19 protein-coding genes are annotated in these 21,820 nt (G+C 71.5%); 13 read left to right on the top strand and 6 right to left on the bottom strand.

Annotated features, from left to right (window positions below):
- The first annotated feature begins 10 nt into the window (after nucleotides 1-10).
- Entirely contained in the window at nucleotides 11-1,177 is a 1,167-nt protein-coding gene (gene hutI / locus P3T41_RS31295; protein ID WP_280693957.1) for an imidazolonepropionase, read from the top strand.
- 74 nt (nucleotides 1,178-1,251) lie between these two features.
- On the opposite strand, the gene P3T41_RS31290 is transcribed toward hutI, so the two are convergent.
- Nucleotides 1,252-2,763: an oligopeptide:H+ symporter gene (locus P3T41_RS31290; protein ID WP_280693956.1), complete on the bottom strand. Its 1,512-nt coding sequence runs from the start codon at nucleotides 2,761-2,763 to the stop codon at nucleotides 1,252-1,254.
- A gap of 446 nt (nucleotides 2,764-3,209) precedes the next feature.
- On the opposite strand from P3T41_RS31290, the gene P3T41_RS31285 reads away from it, so the two are divergent.
- Both P3T41_RS31285 and P3T41_RS31280 read left to right on the top strand, forming a co-directional pair.
- Entirely contained in the window at nucleotides 3,210-3,884 is a 675-nt protein-coding gene (locus tag P3T41_RS31285; protein ID WP_280693955.1) for a response regulator transcription factor, read from the top strand.
- 17 nt (nucleotides 3,885-3,901) lie between these two features.
- Nucleotides 3,902-5,143, top strand: a complete 1,242-nt coding sequence (locus tag P3T41_RS31280) for an ATP-binding protein (protein WP_280693954.1) — start codon at nucleotides 3,902-3,904, stop codon at nucleotides 5,141-5,143.
- Between the two features lie 3 nt (nucleotides 5,144-5,146).
- Here P3T41_RS31280 and P3T41_RS31275 read toward each other — a convergent pair whose 3' ends face one another.
- Nucleotides 5,147-5,689, bottom strand: coding sequence for a GtrA family protein (locus P3T41_RS31275; RefSeq protein WP_280693953.1), 543 nt, complete (start codon nucleotides 5,687-5,689; stop codon nucleotides 5,147-5,149).
- 243 nt (nucleotides 5,690-5,932) lie between these two features.
- Between P3T41_RS31275 and P3T41_RS31270 the strand changes: the two genes are divergently transcribed.
- From P3T41_RS31270 to P3T41_RS31260, 3 genes are read left to right on the top strand one after another with little or no spacing between them, the layout of a single operon-like run.
- Nucleotides 5,933-7,072, top strand: coding sequence for a 5-(carboxyamino)imidazole ribonucleotide synthase (locus P3T41_RS31270; RefSeq protein WP_348533711.1), 1,140 nt, complete (start codon nucleotides 5,933-5,935; stop codon nucleotides 7,070-7,072).
- Complete coding sequence (gene purE, locus P3T41_RS31265) at nucleotides 7,069-7,602, top strand: 5-(carboxyamino)imidazole ribonucleotide mutase (RefSeq protein ID WP_280693952.1); 534 nt, start codon at nucleotides 7,069-7,071, stop codon at nucleotides 7,600-7,602. Before P3T41_RS31270 ends, purE begins: the two co-directional genes overlap by 4 nt.
- A 13-nt stretch (nucleotides 7,603-7,615) precedes the next feature.
- The gene (locus P3T41_RS31260) at nucleotides 7,616-8,815 is read left to right on the top strand and encodes a dipeptidase (RefSeq protein WP_280693951.1); all 1,200 of its coding nucleotides are present in this window, start codon (nucleotides 7,616-7,618) and stop codon (nucleotides 8,813-8,815) included.
- 6 nt (nucleotides 8,816-8,821) lie between these two features.
- Here P3T41_RS31260 and P3T41_RS31255 read toward each other — a convergent pair whose 3' ends face one another.
- Together P3T41_RS31255 and P3T41_RS31250 are read right to left on the bottom strand one after the other, a co-directional pair.
- Nucleotides 8,822-9,277, bottom strand: coding sequence for a CoA-binding protein (locus P3T41_RS31255; protein WP_280693950.1), 456 nt, complete (start codon nucleotides 9,275-9,277; stop codon nucleotides 8,822-8,824).
- 41 nt (nucleotides 9,278-9,318) lie between these two features.
- Complete coding sequence (locus P3T41_RS31250) at nucleotides 9,319-10,659, bottom strand: UDP-glucose/GDP-mannose dehydrogenase family protein (protein ID WP_280693949.1); 1,341 nt, start codon at nucleotides 10,657-10,659, stop codon at nucleotides 9,319-9,321.
- Between the two features lie 197 nt (nucleotides 10,660-10,856).
- Here P3T41_RS31250 and P3T41_RS31245 point away from each other — a divergent pair, with 197 nt between their 5' ends.
- Together P3T41_RS31245 and P3T41_RS31240 are read left to right on the top strand one after the other, a co-directional pair.
- Nucleotides 10,857-12,020, top strand: a complete 1,164-nt coding sequence (locus tag P3T41_RS31245; RefSeq protein ID WP_280693948.1) for an acyl-CoA dehydrogenase — start codon at nucleotides 10,857-10,859, stop codon at nucleotides 12,018-12,020.
- A gap of 162 nt (nucleotides 12,021-12,182) precedes the next feature.
- Nucleotides 12,183-12,869 carry a DUF4232 domain-containing protein gene (locus P3T41_RS31240; protein ID WP_280693947.1) on the top strand — a complete coding sequence of 229 codons (687 nt, stop codon included), beginning with the start codon at nucleotides 12,183-12,185 and terminating at the stop codon, nucleotides 12,867-12,869.
- A gap of 109 nt (nucleotides 12,870-12,978) precedes the next feature.
- On the opposite strand, the gene P3T41_RS31235 is transcribed toward P3T41_RS31240, so the two are convergent.
- Nucleotides 12,979-14,118, bottom strand: coding sequence for an LCP family protein (locus P3T41_RS31235; protein ID WP_280693946.1), 1,140 nt, complete (start codon nucleotides 14,116-14,118; stop codon nucleotides 12,979-12,981).
- Between the two features lie 303 nt (nucleotides 14,119-14,421).
- Between P3T41_RS31235 and P3T41_RS31230 the strand changes: the two genes are divergently transcribed.
- From P3T41_RS31230 to P3T41_RS31215, 4 genes are all read left to right on the top strand, one after another.
- Entirely contained in the window at nucleotides 14,422-15,210 is a 789-nt protein-coding gene (locus P3T41_RS31230) for an ABC transporter ATP-binding protein (RefSeq protein WP_280693945.1), read from the top strand.
- A gap of 17 nt (nucleotides 15,211-15,227) precedes the next feature.
- Complete coding sequence (locus P3T41_RS31225; RefSeq protein ID WP_280693944.1) at nucleotides 15,228-17,795, top strand: FtsX-like permease family protein; 2,568 nt, start codon at nucleotides 15,228-15,230, stop codon at nucleotides 17,793-17,795.
- Nucleotides 17,796-17,948: 153 nt separating this feature from the next.
- The gene (locus P3T41_RS31220; RefSeq protein ID WP_280693994.1) at nucleotides 17,949-18,980 is read left to right on the top strand and encodes a glycosyltransferase family 2 protein; all 1,032 of its coding nucleotides are present in this window, start codon (nucleotides 17,949-17,951) and stop codon (nucleotides 18,978-18,980) included.
- A gap of 26 nt (nucleotides 18,981-19,006) precedes the next feature.
- Nucleotides 19,007-19,606 carry an acyltransferase gene (locus P3T41_RS31215; protein WP_280693943.1) on the top strand — a complete coding sequence of 200 codons (600 nt, stop codon included), beginning with the start codon at nucleotides 19,007-19,009 and terminating at the stop codon, nucleotides 19,604-19,606.
- A gap of 45 nt (nucleotides 19,607-19,651) precedes the next feature.
- On the opposite strand, the gene P3T41_RS31210 is transcribed toward P3T41_RS31215, so the two are convergent.
- Nucleotides 19,652-20,428, bottom strand: coding sequence for a TIGR03089 family protein (locus tag P3T41_RS31210; RefSeq protein ID WP_280693942.1), 777 nt, complete (start codon nucleotides 20,426-20,428; stop codon nucleotides 19,652-19,654).
- A gap of 181 nt (nucleotides 20,429-20,609) precedes the next feature.
- Here P3T41_RS31210 and P3T41_RS31205 point away from each other — a divergent pair, with 181 nt between their 5' ends.
- On the top strand, nucleotides 20,610-21,797 hold the full coding sequence (locus tag P3T41_RS31205; protein ID WP_280693941.1) for a peptidoglycan recognition protein: 1,188 nt from the start codon (nucleotides 20,610-20,612) through the stop codon (nucleotides 21,795-21,797).
- Nucleotides 21,798-21,820 lie beyond the last annotated feature (23 nt).

Raw genomic sequence — 21,820 nt, 5'->3', positions numbered from 1 at the left:
TGAAGGGCTCATGACCAGCACCCTGATCACCAACATCGGCGCACTGGTCACCAACGACCCGTCACACCCCGGCCTGCTCGGCCTCGTCGAGCAGGCCGCCGTGGTGATCGACGGTTCGGTGATCACCTGGACCGGACGGGCCGCCGACGCCCCCGCGGCCGACCGGGTCCACGACGCCGAGGGCCGGACGCTGCTGCCCGGTTTCGTCGACTCGCACGCCCACCTGGTCTTCGCGGGTGACCGGACCGCCGAGTTCAACGCCCGGATGTCCGGCCAGGCCTACACGGCAGGCGGCATCCGCACCACGGTGGCTGCCACCCGGGCCGCCAGCGACGATCAACTGGACGCCAACCTGGCCCGGTTCATCGGCGAGGCGCTGCGCCAGGGCACCACCACCGTCGAGTGCAAGTCCGGCTACGGGCTCACGGTCGCCGACGAGGCCCGGGCGCTGCGGATCGCCGCCGGGCACACCCCGGAGACCACCTACCTGGGCGCGCACGTGGTCGCGCCCGAGTACGCGGACGACCCGGCCGGCTACGTCGACCTGGTCACCGGCGAGATGCTGGACGCCTGCGCCCCGCACGCCCGGTGGGTGGACGTCTTCTGCGAGAACGGCGCCTTCGACGGCGACCAGGCGCGGGCGATCCTGACCGCCGGGATCGAGCGCGGCCTGACCCCCCGGGTGCACGCCAACCAGCTCTCCCACGGGCCCGGTGTGCAGCTCGCGGTCGAGCTGGGCGCCGCCTCCGCCGACCACTGCACCCACCTGACCGACGCGGACGTGGCGGCACTGGCCGGGTCCGGCACGGTCGCCACCCTGCTGCCGGGCGCCGAGTTCTCCACCCGGGCCGCCTACCCCGACGCCCGCCGGCTGCTCGACGCCGGAGCCACCGTCGCGCTCTCCACCGACTGCAACCCCGGCTCCAGCTTCACCAGTTCGATGGCCTTCTGCATCGCGGTGGCGGTCCGCGAGATGGGCATGACCCCCGACGAGGCGGTGCACGCCGCCACCCTGGGCGGCGCGCGCGCCCTGCGCCGCACCGACATCGGCCGGATCGCCCCCGGCACCCGCGCCGACCTGCTGCTGCTCGACGCCCCCTCCCCGGTCCACCTGGCCTACCGCCCGGGCGTGCCGCTGACGGCGGCGGTCTGGCGGGCGGGCGTGCGGGAGGTCTGAGCCGGTAGGCGCATGCCGAGAGGCCCGGTACCCGTGAACGGGTACCGGGCCTCTCGGCTACGGGTGCGGGCGTGTCAGTGCACGTCGCCCATCAGCCGGATGACCTTCTTGCGGTACATCACCAGCGCGACGCCGGCGATGATCGCCGCCACGCCCTGCAGGGCGAAGTACCAGGTGCTGCCGGTGGCATTGCCGAGACCCAGCTGGATGATGGCCGCGACGCAGTCGCCCGCCGTGACGGCCAGGAACCAGATGCCCATCATCTGGCTCGCGTACTTGGCCGGCGCCAGCTTGGTGGTGACCGAGAGGCCGACCGGGGAGAGCGACAGCTCGCCGACCGTCTGCACCAGGTAGACCAGCGCCAGCCAGAGCGGGGTGACCTTGACCCCGCCGGAGGCCGCCGCCATCGCCAGCATCATCACCAGGAAGGAGGCGCCGATCAGCAGCAGGCCGATGGCGAACTTCATGGTGGTGCTGGGGTTCTTGGCGCGCCGGGCCAGCCAGACCCAGAGCCAGGCGAAGACCGGGGCCAGCGCCATGATGTAGAGCGGGTTCAGCGACTGGAACCAGCTGGACGGGAAGTGCGCCCCGAAGATCGACAGCTTGGTGTTCTGGTCGGCGAAGACGCTCAGCGTGGAACCGGACTGGTCGTAGATCATCCAGAACACGGCGGCGACGATGAAGAACCAGACGTAGCCGCTGATCTTGGACTGCTCGTGGGCGTCGAGGTCCTTGTCCCGCTTGATCCGGGCGAAGACGACCACCGGAATCGCGATGCCCGCGATGGACAGCGGCCAGACCGCCCAGTTGATGGTGAAGTGGCCGGAGAGCACCACGACGCCGTAGAAGACCACGGCCAGCGCCAGCCAGAGGCCGGCCTTGCGCAGGATCGCGCTCTTCTCGACGGGGGTGATCGGCGAGGAGACCACGCTGCTCTTCGGGCTGAGGTGGCGGCTGCCCAGCAGGTACTGGCCCAGGCCCAGCGCCATGCCGATGCCGGCCAGCGCGAAGCCCAGGTGCCAGTTGACGCTCTGGCCGACGGTGCCGATCACCAGCGGCGCCGCGAAGGCGCCGAGGTTGATGCCCATGTAGAAGATGGTGAAGCCACCGTCGCGACGCGGGTCGTTCGGCCCGTCGTAGAGGTGCCCGACCATCGTCGAGATGTTGGCCTTGAGCAGGCCGGAGCCCACCGCGATGAAGACCAGGCCGACGAAGAACGAGGCCTCGGCCGGCACGGCCAGCAGGAAGTGGCCGATCATGATGATGCCGCCGCCGACGGCGACCGTCTTGCGGGCGCCCCAGAACCGGTCGGCGATCCAGCCGCCGGGCAGGGCCAGCAGGTACACCATGGCGTTGTAGACGCTGTAGATCGCGGTGGCGAGCGCGACCTTCATGCCCAGGCCGCCGTGGGCGTGCGAGGTGATCATGTAGACGACGAGCAGTGCCCGCATGCCGTAGAAGCTGAAACGCTCCCAGGTCTCGGTCATGAAGAGCGTGGCCAGTCCTCGGGGGTGCCCGAAGAAGGTCTTGCCGCCAGAAGGGGTGGCCGGCTGGACGCCGGCGCCCATGGTGGTGGTTGACGCCATCAGTAGTTGTTCCTTGCCTGACTGTCTGGGACACCGCTTCGCCCAGGGGGGTGGGAAGGCGGGCGGGTCCGAGCACCGCGGGGTTCCTGCTCGCTGCTCGGGCAGGTGGGGATTCCGCAGCGCATGACACGGGGACCGGACCACTGTACGTCCCGATTTTCGGCGACATGGGATGACAAAAGCCACCAATTAGATAACGGTCGCAGGGGCTTGGCCGGGCCGGAGGCAAGAAATCGATGGTACGACAGGATGAGCTCCTTCGAAGCCAAGGTCCAACGGAAGAATCTGCGCTCGCACCGGGTGCCCGCCCCAGCCTCGGCCGTTACCTGATCCGGCCCGCCGACTACCCGCTGTGAACTACTTCACAGCCGGTAGCCCGGGGCGATCCGCTCGCGCGCGCCCGTGCGGGTCTGATCGCGGGGCCCCGGGCCGACTACGATTCGCACATGACCTGTGTGCTGCTCGCCGAGGACGACCCGGCTATCTCGGAACCGCTGGCCCGTGCCCTGCGTCGCGAGGGCTACGAGGTGCTCGTCCGGGAGGACGGTCCGGCCGCCCTGGAGGCGGGCCTGGAGGAGGAGGTCGACCTGGTCGTCCTCGACCTCGGCCTGCCGCAGATGGACGGTCTGGAGGTCTGCCGCCGGCTGCGCGCGGACGGCAAGAGCTGCCCGGTGCTGGTGCTCACCGCCCGCGCCGACGAGGTGGACACCGTGGTCGGCCTGGACGCCGGTGCCGACGACTACGTCACCAAGCCGTTCCGGCTGGCCGAACTGCTCGCCCGGGTCCGGGCCCTGCTGCGGCGCGGCAACGTCGACTCGCTCTCCACCGGCGCGCACGGCGTGCGGATCGACATCGAGTCGCACCGCGCCTGGGTCGGCGAGGAGGAACTGACGCTCTCCGCCAAGGAGTTCGAGCTGCTGCGGGTGCTGGTCCGGGACGCGGGCCGGGTGGTCACCCGGGAGGACATCATGCGTCAGGTCTGGGACACCACCTGGTGGACCTCCACCAAGACCCTGGACATGCACATCTCCTGGCTGCGCAAGAAGCTCGGCGACGACGCGACCAACCCCCGCTACATCGCCACCGTGCGCGGCGTGGGTTTCCGCTTCGAGAAGAACTAGGGCCGGGGCACCACCGCGTGAAGCGCAGGATGATCAACTCGCTGCTGGGCGTGGTCCTGGTGGTCGTGGTGGTGTTCTGCGTACCGCTGGCCCTGGTCGAGAAGCAGAGCATCGTCAACACCGCGCAGGACCGGGTGGACGCCGCGGCGGTGCGGCTGCTCGGACTGGTGGAGAGCCGGCTGGCGGCGGGCGAGCCGGTCACCCAGGAGCGGATCGGCACCCAGGCGATCGAGGGGGACTACGCCGAGATCCGGATCCCGGGCCAGCCGGTGATCACCATCGGCGACCGGCCCAAGGGCAACCCGCTGAAGGCCACCGAGCCCGGACCCAGCGGCGAGACGGTCACCGTCGAGCAGTCCCGCACGGATGTCACCCGCGAGATCGGCGACATGCTGCTGCTGCTCGGCCTGGTGACGCTGCTGGCCGTGCAGACGGCGGTGGCCCTCGCGGTCTGGCAGGCCCGGCGCCTGGCCCGCCCGCTCACCGACCTGGCCGAGACCGCCGAGCGGCTCGGCTCCGGCGATCCGCGCCCGCGCGACCGCCGCTTCGGGGTGCCCGAACTGGACCGGGTGGCCGAGGTGTTGGACGCCAGCGCCGAGCGGATCGGCCGGATGCTCACCGCCGAACGCCGGCTGGCCGCCGACGCCTCGCACCAGCTGCGCACCCCGCTGACCGCGCTCTCCATGCGGCTCGAGGAGATCACCGCGCTCGCCCACCAGCCGGAGACGGTCCGCGAGGAGGCCACCATCGCGCTGCAGCAGGTGGAACGGCTGACCGACGTGGTCCAGCGGCTGCTCACCAACCAGCGCGACACGCACGGCCCGAGCACCGGCGGCTTCCAGTTGGACGAGGTGATCCGCCAGCAGCGCGAGGAGTGGGCGGCCACGATGCGCGGCGCCGGGCGGCGGCTGGTGATCGAGGGCCTGGGCGGGGTGGTCGCGCTGGGCACCCCGGGCACCGTCTCCCAGGTGCTGGCCACGCTGATCGAGAACTCGCTGATGCACGGCGCCGGCACGGTCACCCTGCGGGTGCGGCCCTCCGGCAGCTCGGTGGTGGTCGAGGTGCAGGACGAGGGCCAGGGGGTGTCGGCCGAGCTGGGCAACCGGGTCTTCGAGCGGGCCGTCAGCGGGCACAACTCCACCGGCATCGGCCTGGCGGTGGCCCGTGACCTGGCCGAGGCGGACGGCGGGCGCCTCGAACTGCTCTCGCTCAAGCCGCCGGTCTTCGCACTCTTCCTCAACCGGGCCGTGGCGGCCTGACGGTCACTTGATGTACTGCGCGCTCTCCTCGGCCACCAGGATCCGCTCGGCCTGCGCGACCACCGGCTGGGCCGGCTGCTGCTCGTGCTCGGCCAGCTCCGGCATCGCCTTGAAGACCCAGGTCCGGTAGGAGAAGAAGCGGAACAGCGTGGCCACGCCGGTGCCCGCCATCTTCGAGGCGTTCAGCGCGAGGGTGCCGGTCATGCCCAGGGTGTAGGTGGTGAACCAGACCGTGCCGTTCTCGATCAGCAGGCCGATCCCGCTGAACACCAGGAAGAGCGTGATCTCCCGGCGGCGCGAGGCCGCGTCACTGTCCCGGTACACCCAGTACCGGTAGCCGGCGTAGTTGACCAGGATCGCCACCACGGTGCCGATCACCGAGCAGCGCACCGGCGCCCAGTGGGTGGCGTGGATCATCGCGTTGGAGACGCCGAAGTTCACCACGATGCCGCCCAGCCCGACCACCGCGAACTTCATGACCTCGCCGGAGACGCCGCGCAGCCGCTGGGTCAAGGAGGTGCGGCGCTGCGCGCTGTGCTTGCTCATCCGGTGGTCTCCTGTGCGGCTGCTCCCCGGAGCCTGCCATGGCTCGGGGCGGAAGTGGCTTGCGGGCGAGGGCACATGATCAGCTCAGTGCCCCGGTCGGGTCCGGCCATCCAGGCTACCGGCTCCCGCACGACCCTCCCGCGCGCGATCCGCTGCCACCGTCCCGCCCGGCCTACCCGTGGCCGGGCGTTCACCCCGTGGGAGCTGCCCGGATATCCTGGCAGGGTGACTTTCCCGGGCAGCATTAAATTTCCAACGGTGGGCGTGGTAGGCGGCGGGCAGCTTGCCCGCATGGCGCACCAGGCGGGCATCCCGCTCGGCATCCGCTTCAAGCTCCTCGCCGACACCCCGCAGGACTCCGCCTCGCAGGTGGTGGCCGACACCGTGCTCGGCGACTACCGGGACCTGGAGACGCTGCGCCGCTTCGCCGCCGACTGCGACGTGATCACCTTCGACCACGAGCACGTCCCCACCGAGCACCTGCGCGCCCTGCTGGCCGACGGCGTCGCGGTGCGCCCCGGCCCCGACGCGCTGGTGAACGCCCAGGACAAGGGTGTGATGCGGGCCAAGCTGGACTCGATCGGCGCCCCCTGCCCGCGCCACCGCCTGGTCGCCGACCCGGCTGACGTCACGGCCTTCGCCCACGAGGGCGAGGGCTACCCGGTCGTGCTGAAGACGGTGCGCGGCGGCTACGACGGCAAGGGCGTCTGGGTCGTCGAGGACGAGGAGCAGGCGCACGCGCCCTTCCTGGCCGGCGTGGCGGTGCTGGCCGAGGAGAAGGTCGACTACCTGCGCGAACTGGCCGCGAACGTGGTCCGCTCACCCAGTGGTCAGGCGGTCGCCTATCCGGTGGTGGAGAGCCTGCAGGAGAACGGCGTCTGCGCCGAGGTCACCGCGCCGGCTCCCGAGCTGGACCCGGAGCTGGCCGGGCAGGCCCAGGCACTGGCGCTGCGGATCGCCGGCGAGCTGGACATCGTGGGCCACCTGGCGGTCGAGCTGTTCCAGACCCGCGACGGCCGGATCCTGGTCAACGAACTGGCGATGCGCCCGCACAACTCCGGCCACTGGTCGATCGACGGCGCCGTCACCTCGCAGTTCGAGAACCACCTGCGGGCCGTCCTCGACCTGCCGCTCGGCGACCCGCGCCCGCGCGCCAGGTGGACCGTGATGGTCAACGTGCTCGGCGGCGACTACCCCGACATGTACCACGCCTTCCTGCACTGCATGGCTCGCGACCCGGGCCTGCGGATCCACATGTACGGCAAGGACGTGAAGCCCGGCCGCAAGGTCGGCCACGTCACCGTCTTCGGGGACGACCTCGAGGACGTGCGCGAGCGCGCCCGCCACGCGGCCGCCTACCTGAGAGGCACGATCACCGAATGACCAGCAGCACCACGCCGCTCGTCGGCATCGCGATGGGTTCCGACTCCGACTGGTCCGTGATGGAGGCCGCCGCACAGGCGCTCGACGAGTTCGAGGTGCCGTACGAGGTCAACGTCCTCTCCGCGCACCGGATGCCGCGCGAGATGATCGGCTACGGCGAGCAGGCCCACCGGCGCGGCCTGAAGGCGATCATCGCCGGCGCCGGCGGTGCGGCCCACCTGCCGGGCATGCTGGCCTCGGTGACCCCGCTGCCGGTGATCGGCGTCCCGGTCCCGTTGCGCTACCTGGACGGCATGGACAGCCTGCTCTCCATCGTGCAGATGCCGGCCGGCGTGCCGGTGGCCACCGTCTCGGTGGCCGGCGCGCGCAACGCGGGCCTGCTGGCGGTGCGGATGGTCGCCGCCTTCGACCCGGAGCTCAGCGAGAAGATGACCGAGTTCCAGGCGGAGCTGAACGCCCAGGCCACCGAGAAGGGCAAGAAGCTGCGCGCCAAGGTGGCGGGTTCCGCTTCCTTCGGCTTCAGCCGGTAGCAGGATGGGGTCCATGACCCTTGATCGGCTGGACATCGCCCGGACCCTGCTCGCCGCCGCCCCCGTGGTGGACGGCCACAACGACCTGCCGTGGGCGATGCGCAACCAGGTCGGCTACGACCTGGACGCCATCGACCTGGCCGCCGACCAGCGCGGCCGGCTGCACACCGACCTCGACCGGCTGCGGGCCGGCGGGGTCGGTGCGCAGTTCTGGTCCGTCTACGTCAGCGCCAAGCTGGCGGGGGACCGGGCGGTCACCGCGACCCTCGAGCAGATCGACTTCGTGCGCGCGCTGGTCGACCGCTTCCCGCACCGGCTGCGGCTCGCCCTGACGGCCGACGACATGGAAGCCGCCCGGGCCGAGGGCAGGATCGCCTCGCTGATGGGGGCCGAGGGCGGACACAGCATCAACTCCTCGCTGGCCACCCTGCGCGCGCTCTACCAGCTGGGCGTGCGGTACATGACGCTCACGCACAACGACAACGTCCCGTGGGCCGACTCCGCCACCGACGAGCCGGCCGCCCACGGCCTCACCCGCTTCGGCGAGGAGGTGGTCCGGGAGATGAACCGGCTGGGCATGCTGGTCGACCTCTCGCACACCTCGCCCGACACCATGCGCCACGCGCTGCGGGTCAGCCAGTCGCCGGTGATCTTCTCGCACTCCTCCTCGCGCGCGGTGCACGATCACCCGCGCAACATCCCCGACGACGTGCTCGCCCAGCTGCCCGCCAACGGGGGCGTGGCGATGGTCACCTTCGTGCCGCAGTTCATCTCGGCCGAGGCGCACGGCTGGACCGACCGGGCCGCCCGGGCGCTGGAGGCGCAGGGATTCCACGCCCTGGCGCACACCCCCGACGCGATGAAGGTGCTGCGCGCCTTCGAGGCCGACGACCCGCGCCCGATCGCCACCACGGCCACCGTCGCCGACCACCTGGACCACATGCGCGACGTGGCCGGCGTCGACCATCTCGGCATCGGTGGTGACTTCGACGGTGTCGCCTTCACCCCGGCCGGCCTGGACGACGTCTCCGGCTATCCCAACCTGATCGCCGAACTCCTCGACCGCCGCTGGTCCGAGGCCGACCTCGCCAAGCTCACCTGGGGCAACGCGGTGCGGGTGCTGCGCGCCGCCGAGGACGCGGCCCGCGAGCAGGCGGTCACCCGGAAGCCCTCCATCGCCACCCTGGAGCAGCTGGACGGCCAGGACGGCTGAGAAGCGTCACAGCAGCGGGATCTCGATCGCCGGGCAGCGGTCCATCACCATCCGCAGCCCGGCGGCCGTGGTCCGCCGGTACGCGTCCTCGTCGATCACGTCGAGCTGGAACCAGACGGCCTCTGCTCCCTTGGCCACCGCCTGGTCGGCCACCTCGCCGGCCAGCGAGCTGTTCACGAAGACGTCGACCACGTCGACCTCGAACGGGACGTCCGCCAGCGTCGGATACCCGGGCTCGCCGAGCACCGTCTCGGCCTTGGGATGCACCGGCACGATCCGCTTCCCGTAACGCTGCAGCACCTGGGCCACCCCGTAGGCGGCGCGCCGGGTGTTGTTGGACAGGCCCACCACGGCCCAGGTGTCGCCGGTGGCGGTGAGGATCTCGCGGACGGTCGCCCGGTCGCGGAAGTCCCGGTCGCCGAAGTCGCTGTCACGGAAGTCGCGGTCACGGAAGTCGGTCATACGCGGTCCAACAGCACTGCCGGACCCGGCATTCCGAGGCCTCAGCTCGGCCGGCCCATCGCCCGGTAGGTCCAGCCCGCCGCCCGCCAGTGCTCGGCGTCCAGCACGTTGCGGCCGTCCAGCAGGCGCCGTTCGGCGACCAGTTCGCCCAGTGCCACCGGGTCCAGCGTGCGGAACTCCTGCCACTCCGTCAGGTGCAGCACCACATGGGCGCCGGTGACCGCCTCGATGGCGGAGTCGGCGTAGGAGAGGGAGGGGAACATCTTGCGGGCGTTGTCCATCGCCTTGGGGTCGTAGACGGTGACCTGCGCGCCCTGCAGCTGGATCTGCGCCGCCACGTTGAGCGCCGGCGAGTCGCGGATGTCGTCCGAATCGGGCTTGAAGGAGGCGCCGAGCACGGCGACCCGGCGGTCCAGGAAGCCGCCGCCGCACTGCTCGCGGGCCAGCTCCACCATCCGGGAGCGGCGGCGCATGTTGATCGAGTCGACCTCGCGCAGGAAGGTCAGTGCCTGGTCGGCGCCCAGTTCCCCGGCCCGGGCCATGAACGCGCGGATGTCCTTGGGCAGGCAGCCGCCGCCGAAGCCGAGGCCGGCGTTGAGGAAGCGGCCGCCGATCCGCTCGTCGTAGGAGAGGGCCTTGGCCAGCAGCGTCACGTCGGCGCCGGCGCTCTCGCAGACCTCGGCCATCGCGTTGATGAAGGAGATCTTGGTGGCCAGGAAGGAGTTGGCGGCGGCCTTCACCAGCTCGGCGGTCGCGTAGTCGGTGACCACCATCGGTACGCCGTCGGCCAGCGGGATCGCGTACACCTGGCGCAGCAGCGCCTCGGCCCGGCCGCCCTCGCGCACGCCGATCACGATCCGGTCGGGGTGCAGGGTGTCGCCGACCGCGTGGCCCTCGCGCAGGAACTCCGGGTTCCAGGCCAGCTCGACGCCGTCGCCGGCCGGGGCCAGCGCGGCCAGCCGCTCGGCCAGCCGGTGCGCGCTGCCCACCGGGACGGTGGACTTGCCGACCACCAGGACCGGTCGGGTCAGGTGCGGGGCGAGCTGGTCCACCGCGAGGTCGACGTAGGACATGTCGGCGGCGAACTCGCCCTTCTTCTGCGGGGTGTTCACGCAGATGAAGTGGATGTCGGCGAACTCGGCGACCTCCTGCGGGGAGGAGGTGAAGCGCAGCCGCTCGGTCGAGTCCGGATGGCCGACGACGTGCTTGACCAGCAGCTCGGACAGGCCGGGCTCGTACATCGGCACCTGGCCGGCCGACAGCGCGGCCAGCTTGTCCGGGTCGATGTCCAGCCCCAGTACTTCGAAGCCCAGTTCGGCGAGGGCGGCGGCGTGGGTGGCGCCGAGATAGCCGGTACCGATCACCGAGATTCGCAGGGCCACGGGGCTTCCCCTTCGCGGGCTGCCGGGGTATGACCGGCATGCAGAGCAGGATCGGACAAGGACTGAGGTGCAGCGACCCGATGGTATCCGCCCGTCGGCATGTCACCGACGTCACGTCTGGTCATCGGGCCCCCCGGGCCTAGAATGAGCATCTACTTAACGGTAATTAACGTCGTTTCGCAGAGGGGCAGCAGACCATGGCTGGCAACGCCGATTTCGACCTCTTCCGGATCTCGGAGGAGCACGAGATGCTCCGCGAGACGGTCCGCGCGCTCGCCGAGGCCAAGATCGCCCCGTTCGCGGCGGACGTGGACGAGCACGGCCGCTTCCCGCAGGAGGCCCGGGACGCGCTGGAGGCCAACGAGCTGCACGCGGTGCACGTGCCCGAGGAGTACGGCGGCGCCGGCGCCGACGCGCTGGCCACCGTCCTGGTGATCGAGGAGGTCGCCCGGGTCTGCGCCTCCTCCTCGTTGATCCCGGCCGTCAACAAGCTCGGCTCGCTGCCGGTGCAGCTGTCCGGCTCCGAGGAGCTGAAGCAGAAGTACCTGGGCGCGCTGGCCCGCGGTGAGGGCATGTTCTCGTACTGCCTCTCCGAGCCGGACGCCGGTTCGGACGCGGCCGGCATGAAGACCCGCGCGGTGCGCGACGGTGACTTCTGGGTGCTCAACGGCGTCAAGCGGTGGATCACCAACGCCGGCGTCTCTGAGTTCTACACCGTGATGGCGGTCACCGACCCCGAGAAGCGCTCCAAGGGCATCTCCGCCTTCGTGGTGGAGAAGGGCGACGAGGGCGTCTCCTTCGGCGCACCGGAGAAGAAGCTCGGCATCAAGGGCTCGCCGACCCGCGAGGTCTACCTGGACAACGTCCGGATCCCGGCCGACCGCATGATCGGCGAGGAGGGCACCGGCTTCGCCACCGCGATGAAGACCCTGGACCACACCCGGATCACCATCGCCGCCCAGGCGTTGGGCATCGCCCAGGGTGCGCTGGACTACGCCGCCGGCTACGTCAAGGAGCGCAAGCAGTTCGGCAAGCCGATCGGCGACTTCCAGGGCGTCCAGTTCATGCTCGCCGACATGGCGATGAAGCTGGAGGCGGCCCGCCAGCTCACCTACGCCGCCGCCGCCAAGTCGCAGCGCGTCGATGCCGACCTGACCTTCTTCGGCGCGGCCGCCAAGTGCTTCGCCTCGGACGTCGCGATGGAGGTCACCACCGACGCCGTCCAGCTGCTCGGCGGCTACGGCTACACCCGTGACTACCCGGTGGAGCGGATGATGCGCGACGCCAAGATCACCCAGATCTACGAGGGCACCAACCAGGTGCAGCGGATCGTCATGGCCCGTAACCTGCCGAGCGCCTGACCGGCCGTCACGCACGTCCGCCGACCCCCGCGTCCCGTCCAGGGCGCGGGGGTCGGCGTCTGTTACGCGTGTTACGGGGCTGGGACGGATGAGAGCGAACTGGGTGTCGGACAAGAGCGTCGTGAGGGGAGAAGACGACACCACACCCGCAGGGGAGCAGTCATGAAGGTCAGCAAGGCGGCGGCGATCGCGGCCACCACGGTCGCGCTGGCGCTGGGCGCGGTCGCGTGCAACGACGACGTTCCGTCGACCAGCAACGCCAACCCGCCCGCCACGGTCGCGCCCGCCGCATCGCAGGCGCCCTCGGCGGCCGCCGGCGGCAAGTCCACGGCCAAGCCGGCCGCTCCGGTCGGCAGCGCCAAGCCCGCCGCTCCGGCCGGCAGCGCCAAGCCGACCGCCGTCTCGGAGCGTTGCCACACCAACGAGTTGACGGCCGACATCCAGCTGCAGCCGGACTTCCCCGGCAAGGCGATGGTGATGCTGACCAACAAGGGTTCGCGCACCTGCACCGTGTACGGCTACCTCGGCTACGGCGGTCTGCTGGCCGACAACAGCCCGGTGACGCTGGGCACCAACCGGGTCGCCTACCCGGGCCAGTCGGTCGCCGCCAAGCTCGCGCCCGGCACCACCGCCTTCTCCGGCCTCAAGTGGAACTCCTGCGACAAGGCCGACCCCAGCTGCCACGTGCTCGCCGGGGTGACCATCACCCCGCCGGACGAGACCACCCAGCTGACCGCCAGCGTGCTCGGCACGGACGGCAAGCCGCTGCCGCAACTGGCCGTCTCCGCCGCGGGGTTCACCGTCGGCACGCTCCAGCCGAGCAACGAGGGTGTCGTCTTCACCTCGTAGCGCGCGCCGGCAGACCGGAAGCCCTCCCGCCCCGTCAGTCCGGGGCCGGAGGGCTTCGTCGGCTGTGCTCAGAACTGTTCTGCTCGGCAGGTCAGCAGGGTCAGGAGACTCAGAAGGTGGGAACCGCGGTGTCGTTCTTGATCGCGTCGAAGACCTGGGTGGCCTCGCTCTGGTTCCACTTGACCGCCGACTCGCCGGTGCTGGTGTGGTAGTCGGCGTTCCCGATCGGGATGGTGATGCTCTTGCCGCCACCGCTGCTGACCGTCTTCATCGCCTCGAAGAGCGTGGCCAGGTCGGTCAGTCCGGTGTTCTTGTCGACGATCAGGGTGTCCAGCCCGGAGCCGATCAGCGGGTAGACGGTGAACGGGTCGAGCAGCGTGGTCGGCGAGGCCGCCTGGTGGGCCAGCGCGGAGAGGAACTTCTGCTGGTTGCGCATCCGGCCCAGGTCCTGGTCGGCCATCTGGTGCCGCTGGCGGACGAAGGCCAGCGACTGGGTGCCGTTCAGGGTCTGGCAGCCGGCCTTCAGGTTCAGCCCGGAGTCCTTGTCCTGGATGTCCTGGGCTATGCACATGTTCACCCCGCCCACCGCGTCCACGATGCCGACGAACCCGGCGAAGCCGACCTCGGCGTAGTGGTCGATGTGGATGCCGGTGTTCTGCTCGACGGTCTGCACCAGCAGCGGGCCGCCGCCGTTGTCGAAGGCGGAGTTGATCTTCGAGGTGGTGGCCTTGATGGTCTTCCCGCTGCCCGAGGTGTCCAGGTGCGCCGGGATCGGCACCCAGGAGTCGCGCGGGATGCTCATCAGCGTGTTCCCGTGGGCGCCGATGTGCAGGATCATCATCGAGTCGCTGCGCTTGCCCACGTCCGAACCGGTGTGCAGGTTCTGCTTCTGGGCGTCCGACAGGCCGTCGCGGCTGTCCGAGCCGACGATCAGCCAGTTCGTCCCCTGGCCCGCCGGCGGGCGGTTGCCGTAGTCGGCCAGCACGTCCTGGTGGTGCAGCTTGGAGTCGGCCCAGAAGTAGGTGCCCACGCCGGTGGCCAGCAGCGCGCCGACCACGCCGAGCACCGTGTACTTGACGACCCGGCCGCGCCGCCACCGCCGGCGACCGCTCGGTCGGGCCCCGGCGCCGTGCGGGTCGAGCGAGGGCGGCAACGGCGGCTCGGCACCGCCGGGCGCACCGCCCTGACCGCCCTGACCGCCGTACCCGCCGCCACCACCGCTCGGACCACCTTGTTGCCACGTGTTCATGTCCCCGAGGATGCCCGATCCGTCCGGTCGGGCACCCATGAGCCGGGTGCCTGTAGCAGAGCTGGTGCACAGGCGCGACGGTTTCGGGGCACGGCCGCCACCGCGCCCGGCCGTGCGCCCCTGAGGGCCGTGCCCCGCGTCCCCTAGGGGGCACCGCTGCCGACCCGTACATCTCTCGTCATCCCGGGTCCTCCCGCCGGATGACGAGCGGTCGGACCGCACCCTCTAGGTTTGACGTATCGGCTCGGCCCTGACTGTCAAGGGGGCCAGGCTTCGGGGGACACCGACCTAGGAGTAGCAGACGTGACGACGGCATCCACAGCCGTGCAGGCTTCCGAGAACCCTGGCGGGCCGTCCGCCAGCGCCGCCGCGGCGCGGCAGGTGACCAAGGCGTACGGTTCGGGCGAGACCAGGGTGACGGCGTTGGACGCCGTCGACGTCGACATCCAACGTGGTCGGTTCACCGCGATCATGGGTCCCTCGGGGTCGGGCAAGTCGACCCTGATGCACTGTCTGGCAGGTCTCGACACGGTCTCGGAGGGTCGGATCTGGATCGGTGACACCGAGATCACCGGCCTGCGGGACAAGCAGCTGACCCGGCTGCGGCGTGACAAGATCGGGTTCATCTTCCAGGCCTTCAACCTGCTGCCGACGCTGAACGCGTTGGAGAACATCACGCTGCCGATGGACATAGCCGGGCGCAAGGCCGATCCGGCCTGGCTCCAGCAGGTGGTGGAGACGGTGGGGCTGGCCGACCGGCTGAAGCACCGTCCGACCCAGCTCTCCGGCGGCCAGCAGCAGCGGGTCGCGGTGGCCCGGGCCCTGGCGGCGCGTCCGGAGATCATCTTCGGTGACGAGCCGACCGGCAACCTGGACTCGCGTTCCGGCGCCGAGGTGCTGACCTTCCTGCGCCGCTCGGTGGACGAGCTGGCGCAGACCATCGTGATGGTCACCCACGACCCGGTGGCGGCGAGCTACGCGGACCGGGTGCTGTTCCTGGCCGACGGGGTGATCGTCGACGAGATGCACGGTCCGACCGCCGACTCCGTCCTCGAGCGCATGCGCCGTTTCGACGGCAAGCGCACCAGCTGAGCCGGGGCCACGACACCATGCTGCTCAAGACCTCACTCCGCAGTCTCCTCGCCCACAAGGGCCGGATGGTCCTGTCGCTGATCGCGATCGTGCTCTCGGTGGCCTTCGTCTCCGGGACCCTGGTCTTCTCCGACACCGCGACCAGCACCTTCGACAAGCTCTTCGCCAGCACCGCCTCCGACGTCCAGGTCAGCCCGGCGCCCCCCAAGGGCGGCAACGCCGCCGACACCGGCGGCAAGACGCTCACCGTCCCGGCCACCACCCTGGCGCAGCTCACCGCCCAGCCCGGGGTGAAGAGCGCCGAGGGCAGCGTCTCGGTGCAGAGCGCCACCCTGGTCAACCCGAAGACCAACAAGGCGGTCGGCCCCACCGGCGGCGCTCCGACCATCGTCGGCGCCTGGGTCCCCGGGCCGCACCCCGCGATGACGGTCACCTCCGGCAGCGCCCCGTCCGGGCCGCGCCAGATGATGATCGACGCGGACACCGCCAAGCACGCGAACCTGCACCTGGGCGACCCGATCCGGATCATCGGAGACCAGGGCACCTTCGACTTCACCATCTCCGGCATCGCGACCTTCACCGGCACCAACCCCGGTGCGGCGCTGGCCTTCACCGACGTGCCGACCGCCCAGCAGGACCTGCTCGGCAGCACCGGCGGCTACACCTCGATCGACCTCTACGGCGACGGCAGCAAGACCGACGACCAGCTCAAGGCCGAGGTCGGCGCGGTGGTCGGCAGCGACTACCAGGCGAAGACGGCCGCCGAGCAGAAGGCCGACAACCAGAAGGGCATCGGCTCCTTCCTCGACTTCATGAAGTACGTGATGCTCGGCTTCGCCGGCATCTCGCTGCTGGTCGGCGCCTTCCTGATCATCAACACCTTCTCCATGCTGGTCGCCCAGCGCACCCGTGAGATCGGCCTGTTGCGGGCGCTCGGCGGCAGCCGCAAGCAGGTCAACCGCTCGGTGCTGATCGAGGCGCTGCTGCTCGGCGTGATCGGCTCCACCCTGGGCATGGCCGCGGGCCTGGGCATCGCACTGCTGCTGATCCAGCTGATGAAGCTGGCCGGGATGAACCTGTCCACCTCCCTGGACATCAGCGCGAGCGTCCCGATCGCCTCCTACCTGGTCGGCATCGTGATCACCGTGCTGGCCGCCTGGATCCCGGCCCGCCGGGCCGGCAAGGTCTCCCCGATGGCCGCGCTGAGCGACCACGGCACGCCCAGCGAAGGCGCCTCCAACAAGATCCGGATGGCGCTCGGCCTGCTGGTCACCCTCGGCGGCGGTGCGCTGCTCGCGGCGGGGGCCACCGCCAAGCAGCTCGCCGCCGGCGGCTCCGACCTGGGCCTGGGCCTGGTGCTGACGCTGATCGGCTTCGTGATCCTCGGCCCGCTGCTGGCGGGTGTGGTGATCCGGCTCCTCGGCGCCGTGCTGCCCGCCCTGTTCGGCCCGGCCGGACGGCTGGCCCAGCGCAACGCGCTGCGCAACCCCCGGCGCACCGGCGCCACCGCGGCCGCGCTGATGATCGGCCTGGCCCTGGTCACCGGTGCCTCGGTGGTGACCAACTCGATGGTCAGCTCCACCAGCGCGCAGATCGACAAGTCGGTGGGCGCGGACTACATCATCACCGTCAACCACGGCGGGCTGACCGCCCCGATGATCGCCGCCGCCAAGGGCACCGCGGGCCTGGCCCATGTCACCGAGCAGCGGGAACTGCCCGCCACCTTCACGCTGCCCGGCGGCAAGAGCGTGGACCAGCTGGTCTCGGCCGTCTCGCCCACCTTCGCCCAGGACTTCTCGCTGCCGGTCAGCTCCGGCAGCGTGAACGGCCTGGCCGCCGGCGGGATCACGGTCGATGCCAACTTCGCCAAGGACAACAGCCTCAAGGTCGGCGACCGGATCGGCATCGACTACGGCAAGGGCCGCACCCAGAGCCTGCCGATCGCCCTGGTCACCAGCACCGGCAACCAGATCTTCGACCGGCACTTCTTCGCCACCATCGACACCGTCGACCAGGCGGTGCCGGCCGACCAGCAGCCGACCGACGTGGTCGTCTTCGGCAAGGCGGCGGCCGGGGCGGACGTCGAGAAGACCCTGACCGCCCTCCAGGACTCGCTGAACGCCTACCCGCAGGTCTCGGTGCAGGACCAGGCCGGCTACAAGAAGCTCGTCCAGAAGAGCGTGGACACCCTGCTCTACCTGGTCTACGGGCTGCTCGGACTGGCGATCATGGTCGCGGTGCTCGGCGTGGTCAACACGCTGGCCCTCTCGGTGGTCGAGCGGACGAGGGAGATCGGCCTGCTGCGGGCGATCGGCCTGTCCCGCCGTCAGCTGCGCCGGATGATCCGCCTGGAGTCGGTGGTGATCGCCCTCTTCGGCGCGATCCTCGGCACCGGCCTGGGCCTGAGCTGGGGCATCACCACCCAGCGGGTGCTGCGCAACTCCGGTCTGAACGTGCTGTCGGTCCCGGTGGGCACCATCGTGGTGGTGCTGCTGCTCTCGGCGGTGGTCGGCCTGCTGGCCGCCCTGCTGCCGGCCTTCCGGGCCGCTCGGATGAACGTGCTGGCGGCCATCGCGAGCGGCTGAACCAGCGGCTGGGAGCCGGTCGGAGTTCGGCCGGCTCCCAGCGTTCTCCCAGCTGACCATCCGTCAGCCACCAGGCCGGGCGCTCCCGCGGGGGAGGAGCGCCCGGCTCTGGCTGTTCACCCGTTTCCGGTACCGTGGGGCGCGATGAACGACATGGCTGCTGAGGAGCTGCCGGCGGTCTCCGTGATCATGCCGGTGCTCAACGAGGAACGACACCTTCGCACCGCCGTCCGGCGCATCCTGGAGCAGGACTACGCCGGGGCCATGGAGGTGGTGATCGCACTCGGTCCCTCCACCGACCGGACCGACGCGATCGCGGCCGAGCTGGCCGCCGCGGACCCCCGGGTGCGGACCGTGCCGAACCCCAGCGGGCGCACCCCGGCCGGGCTGAACGCCGCGATCCGCGCCTCCTCCCACCCGATCGTGGTCCGGGTGGACGGCCACGGCCTGCTCACCCCCGGCTACATCACCACCGCCGTGCGGCTGCTCGGCGAGATGGACGCGGCCAACGTCGGCGGCATCATGCACGCCGAGGGCGAGACGGAGTGGGAGAAGGCCGTCGCCGCCGCGATGACCGCCAAGATCGGCGTGGGCAACGCCGCGTTCCACACCGGCGGCCTGGCCGGCCCGGCCGAGACCGTCTACCTCGGCGTCTTCCGCCGCGAGGTGCTGGAACGCCTCGGCGGCTACAACGAGGAGTTCATCCGCGCCCAGGACTGGGAGCTGAACTACCGGATCCGCCAGGACGACGGCCTGATCTGGTTCACCCCGCAGCTCAAGGTCACCTACCGGCCGCGGCCCAGCGTGCGCGCGCTCGCCAAGCAGTACAAGGACTACGGCCGCTGGCGCCGGGTGGTCACCCGCTACCACCGCGGCTCGGTCAACCTGCGCTACCTGGCCCCGCCGAGCGCGCTGGTCGCGGTGCTGCTCGGCCTGGTGCTGGGGGCCGCGGTGCACCCGGCCTTCTACGTGGTGCCGGCCGGCTACGCCCTCGGGATCCTCGGCGGCTCGCTGCTCGAAGGCCGGGGCCTGTCCGGCAAGGCCCGGCTGCAGCTGCCGGTGGCGCTGGCGACCATGCACTTCAGCTGGGGCTTCGGCTTCCTCACCTCGCCGCGCAGGCTGGCGGCCAAGGTGATCGCCAGCACGGCACCGCGCACCGAGCCGGTTCCGTCCCGTACCGGCTGAGGGGTATTGCCGCTACCGTCAGTGGTATGACCGAGGCGGTGCGTATCGAAGCCAGCGCGGACGTCGATCCGCGGGCGCGGATCGGGGCGGGCAGCACGGTGTGGCACCTCGCCCAGATCCGCGAGGACGTCGTGGTCGGCGCCGAGTGCGTGATCGGGCGCGGCGTCTACCTCGGCCCCGGGGTGCGGCTCGGCGACCGGGTCAAGGTGCAGAACCACGCCCTGGTCTACGAGCCGGCCGTGGTCGAGGACGGGGTGTTCATCGGCCCGGCCGCGGTGCTGACCAACGACCTCTACCCGCGCTCGGTGGCGGTCGACGGCCGGCTCAAGGGTGTGGACGACTGGCTGGCCCGGGGCGTGACGCTGCGTCAGGGCTGCTCGATCGGCGCCCGCGCGGTCCTGGTGGCCGGGGTCACGGTCGGGCGCTGGGCGCTGGTGGCGGCCGGCGCCGTGGTGCACCGGGACGTGCCGGACTTCGCACTGGTGGCCGGAGTCCCGGCCCGCAGGACCGCGTGGGTCGGACGGGCCGGGGAGCCGCTGCGCCGGCTCGGCGTGGACCGCTGGCGCTGCCCGCGCACCGGCGAGGCCTACGCGGAGGCCAACGGGCTGCTGGCGCTCGTCTCCTGACGACCGCTCAGCGCACGGTTGCGGCCCGGCGCAGGGCGGTAGCGCTCAGGGCAGCCGCAGGCTCACTCGTTCGGCCTCGATCCGGGCCGCCCACTGCTTCTCGGTCAGCTCCGCCGAGTTCCGGCAGAGCACCACCGAGGCGCCGGCCGCGAGCGGGGCGAGCAGCCCGGCCTCCAGGCCGGCCCAGCTGTCGAAGGACTGCGTGCTGAGCACCCGCGCGCCGCGCTCCAGGCCGAGCCGGGCGGCGCCCTCGCGGGCCAGCGCCACGGTCTGTTCACCCGTCAGCTTGAGCGGCAGCCCGTCCACCGCGGTCTCCAGCGCGGGCGCCTGCGGGTCCACCGGCGAGTACGGCGCGAACCGGTCGCCCTGACCCGGCACCTCGGCCGCGTAGTCGAGGAATCCTTCGGGCCGCTGCGGGAACCGCCCGCCCAGCGGGCGCAGCGCCAGCGCCACCCGTTCGCCGGAACAGGCCTGCGCGGCTTCCAGCCCGTCCGGCCCGCTGACCACCAGCGCGGCCTCGGCCGGATCGCCGCCGGGCACCGCCGTGACGCCCACCGACCAGCAGGCCAGCAGCCAGACCGCGGTCTGCCAGTGCGCGGGCAGCAGCAGCGCGGCGCGGTCCTCGGGGCCCGCGTTCAGCTCGTCCTGGAGCAGGTTGGCGGTCTTGGCGACCCAGTTGTCGAAGGTCTTCACGGAGAGCTCGACCCGCTCTCCCGAGCGGTCGTCGTAGAAGGTGACCAGGGGACGGGCGGAGTCCTCACCGAGGGCGGCTCGCAGCAGCTCGGCGGGGGTACGGGCGTCGGCAGCGAAAGGCGCAGTCATGGTGCGCCCAGCCTACGGCCTGACGGTGGTCGCGGGGGAGGGGGTCCGGGGTCGGGGGCGTGGCGTCGGGGCGCCGGTGGCGGTTGCCGTGCCGATGGTCCGAACAGTCTGTCGAACGACCGTCAGATCGGTTTGCCGGGGCGGGTGGCGGGCACCGGCGTATGCCCGCATTATCCCTTTTATGCGGATCTCTCTTGCGTACCTGCTCGGCCTCGGCTGCTCCGTCGCGCTGCTCGTCCCGGCGGCGGCCACCGAGGCGCCGGCGACGCCGGCCTCCTCCCCGGCCAGAACCGTGACGCTCCCGCTCGCCCCACTCCCCGCCGGCCGCGCCGGCGGTGTGGTGTCCCGGGGGATCGGCGCGCGCGGCACCACCGGCTACTCGCTGCTCGGGGTCAGCTGGGACGACCCGACGGCCACCCTCGACGGCAGCGTCGAAGTCCGCACCCACCCGGTGGCCCGCGGCGGCCGCTCACAGCCCTGGAGCGACTGGCGCGCGCTCTCGTCCGACTCCGAGGACCGCCCCGACCAGGACGCCGCCGAACTTCGCGGCCCGCGGGCGCGCGGCGCCACCGCGCCGCTCTGGGTCGGGCCGAGCGACGGCGTCGAGGTCCGGGTGACCGGCGACCGGCAGTTGCCGGCCGGGCTGCGGGTGGAACTGGTCGACCCGGGAGACGCGCCGGCGGCCGCGGCGCCTGACGCACCGTCGGCCGAGCCACCGGCGGACGCCGCCGCGAACTCCCGGGTGCTGCCCGCCGTCGCCCACCAGGCACCGCGGCCCGGCATCGTGACCCGCGGCGGCTGGGGAGCCGACGAGAGCCTGCGCGACCCCGGGTTCGTCTACACCGGGGACGTCAAGGTGGTCTTCGTCCACCACACCGACACCGGCAACGACTACAGCTGCTCGGACAGCCCCAAGGTGATCCGGTCGATCTACCAGTACCACGTGGTCTCCAACGGCTGGCGCGACATCGGCTACAACTTCCTGGTCGACCGCTGCGGGACGATCTTCGAGGGCCGGGCCGGCGGGGTGTCCCGCCCGGTGCTGGGAGCCCACACGCTGGGCTTCAACACCGACTCGACGGGCGTCGCGGCGCTCGGCACCTACCAGTCGGCCGCGCCGCCGCAGGCCCAGGTCGACGGGATCGCCAAGATCGCCGCCTGGAAGCTGGGCCTCACCGGGCGGGACGCGCGCGGCAGCGCCACCCTCACGTCCGCCAGCAGCGGCAGCCGCTACCCGGAGGGCACCGCGCACACCTTCGCGGCCATCTCCGGCCACCGGGACGCCTTCAACACCGACTGCCCCGGCGACGACCTGTTCTCCCGGCTGTCGGACATCCGCAACTGGGCCGCCCACCTCCAGAGCCGCTGAGCCTGTCAGTGGCACGGGCCAGA

The sequence above is a fragment of the Kitasatospora sp. GAS204B genome, assembly GCF_029892155.1.
Lineage (GTDB): Bacteria > Actinomycetota > Actinomycetes > Streptomycetales > Streptomycetaceae > Kitasatospora.
This window is presented reverse-complemented; position numbering and strand designations above follow the sequence as displayed.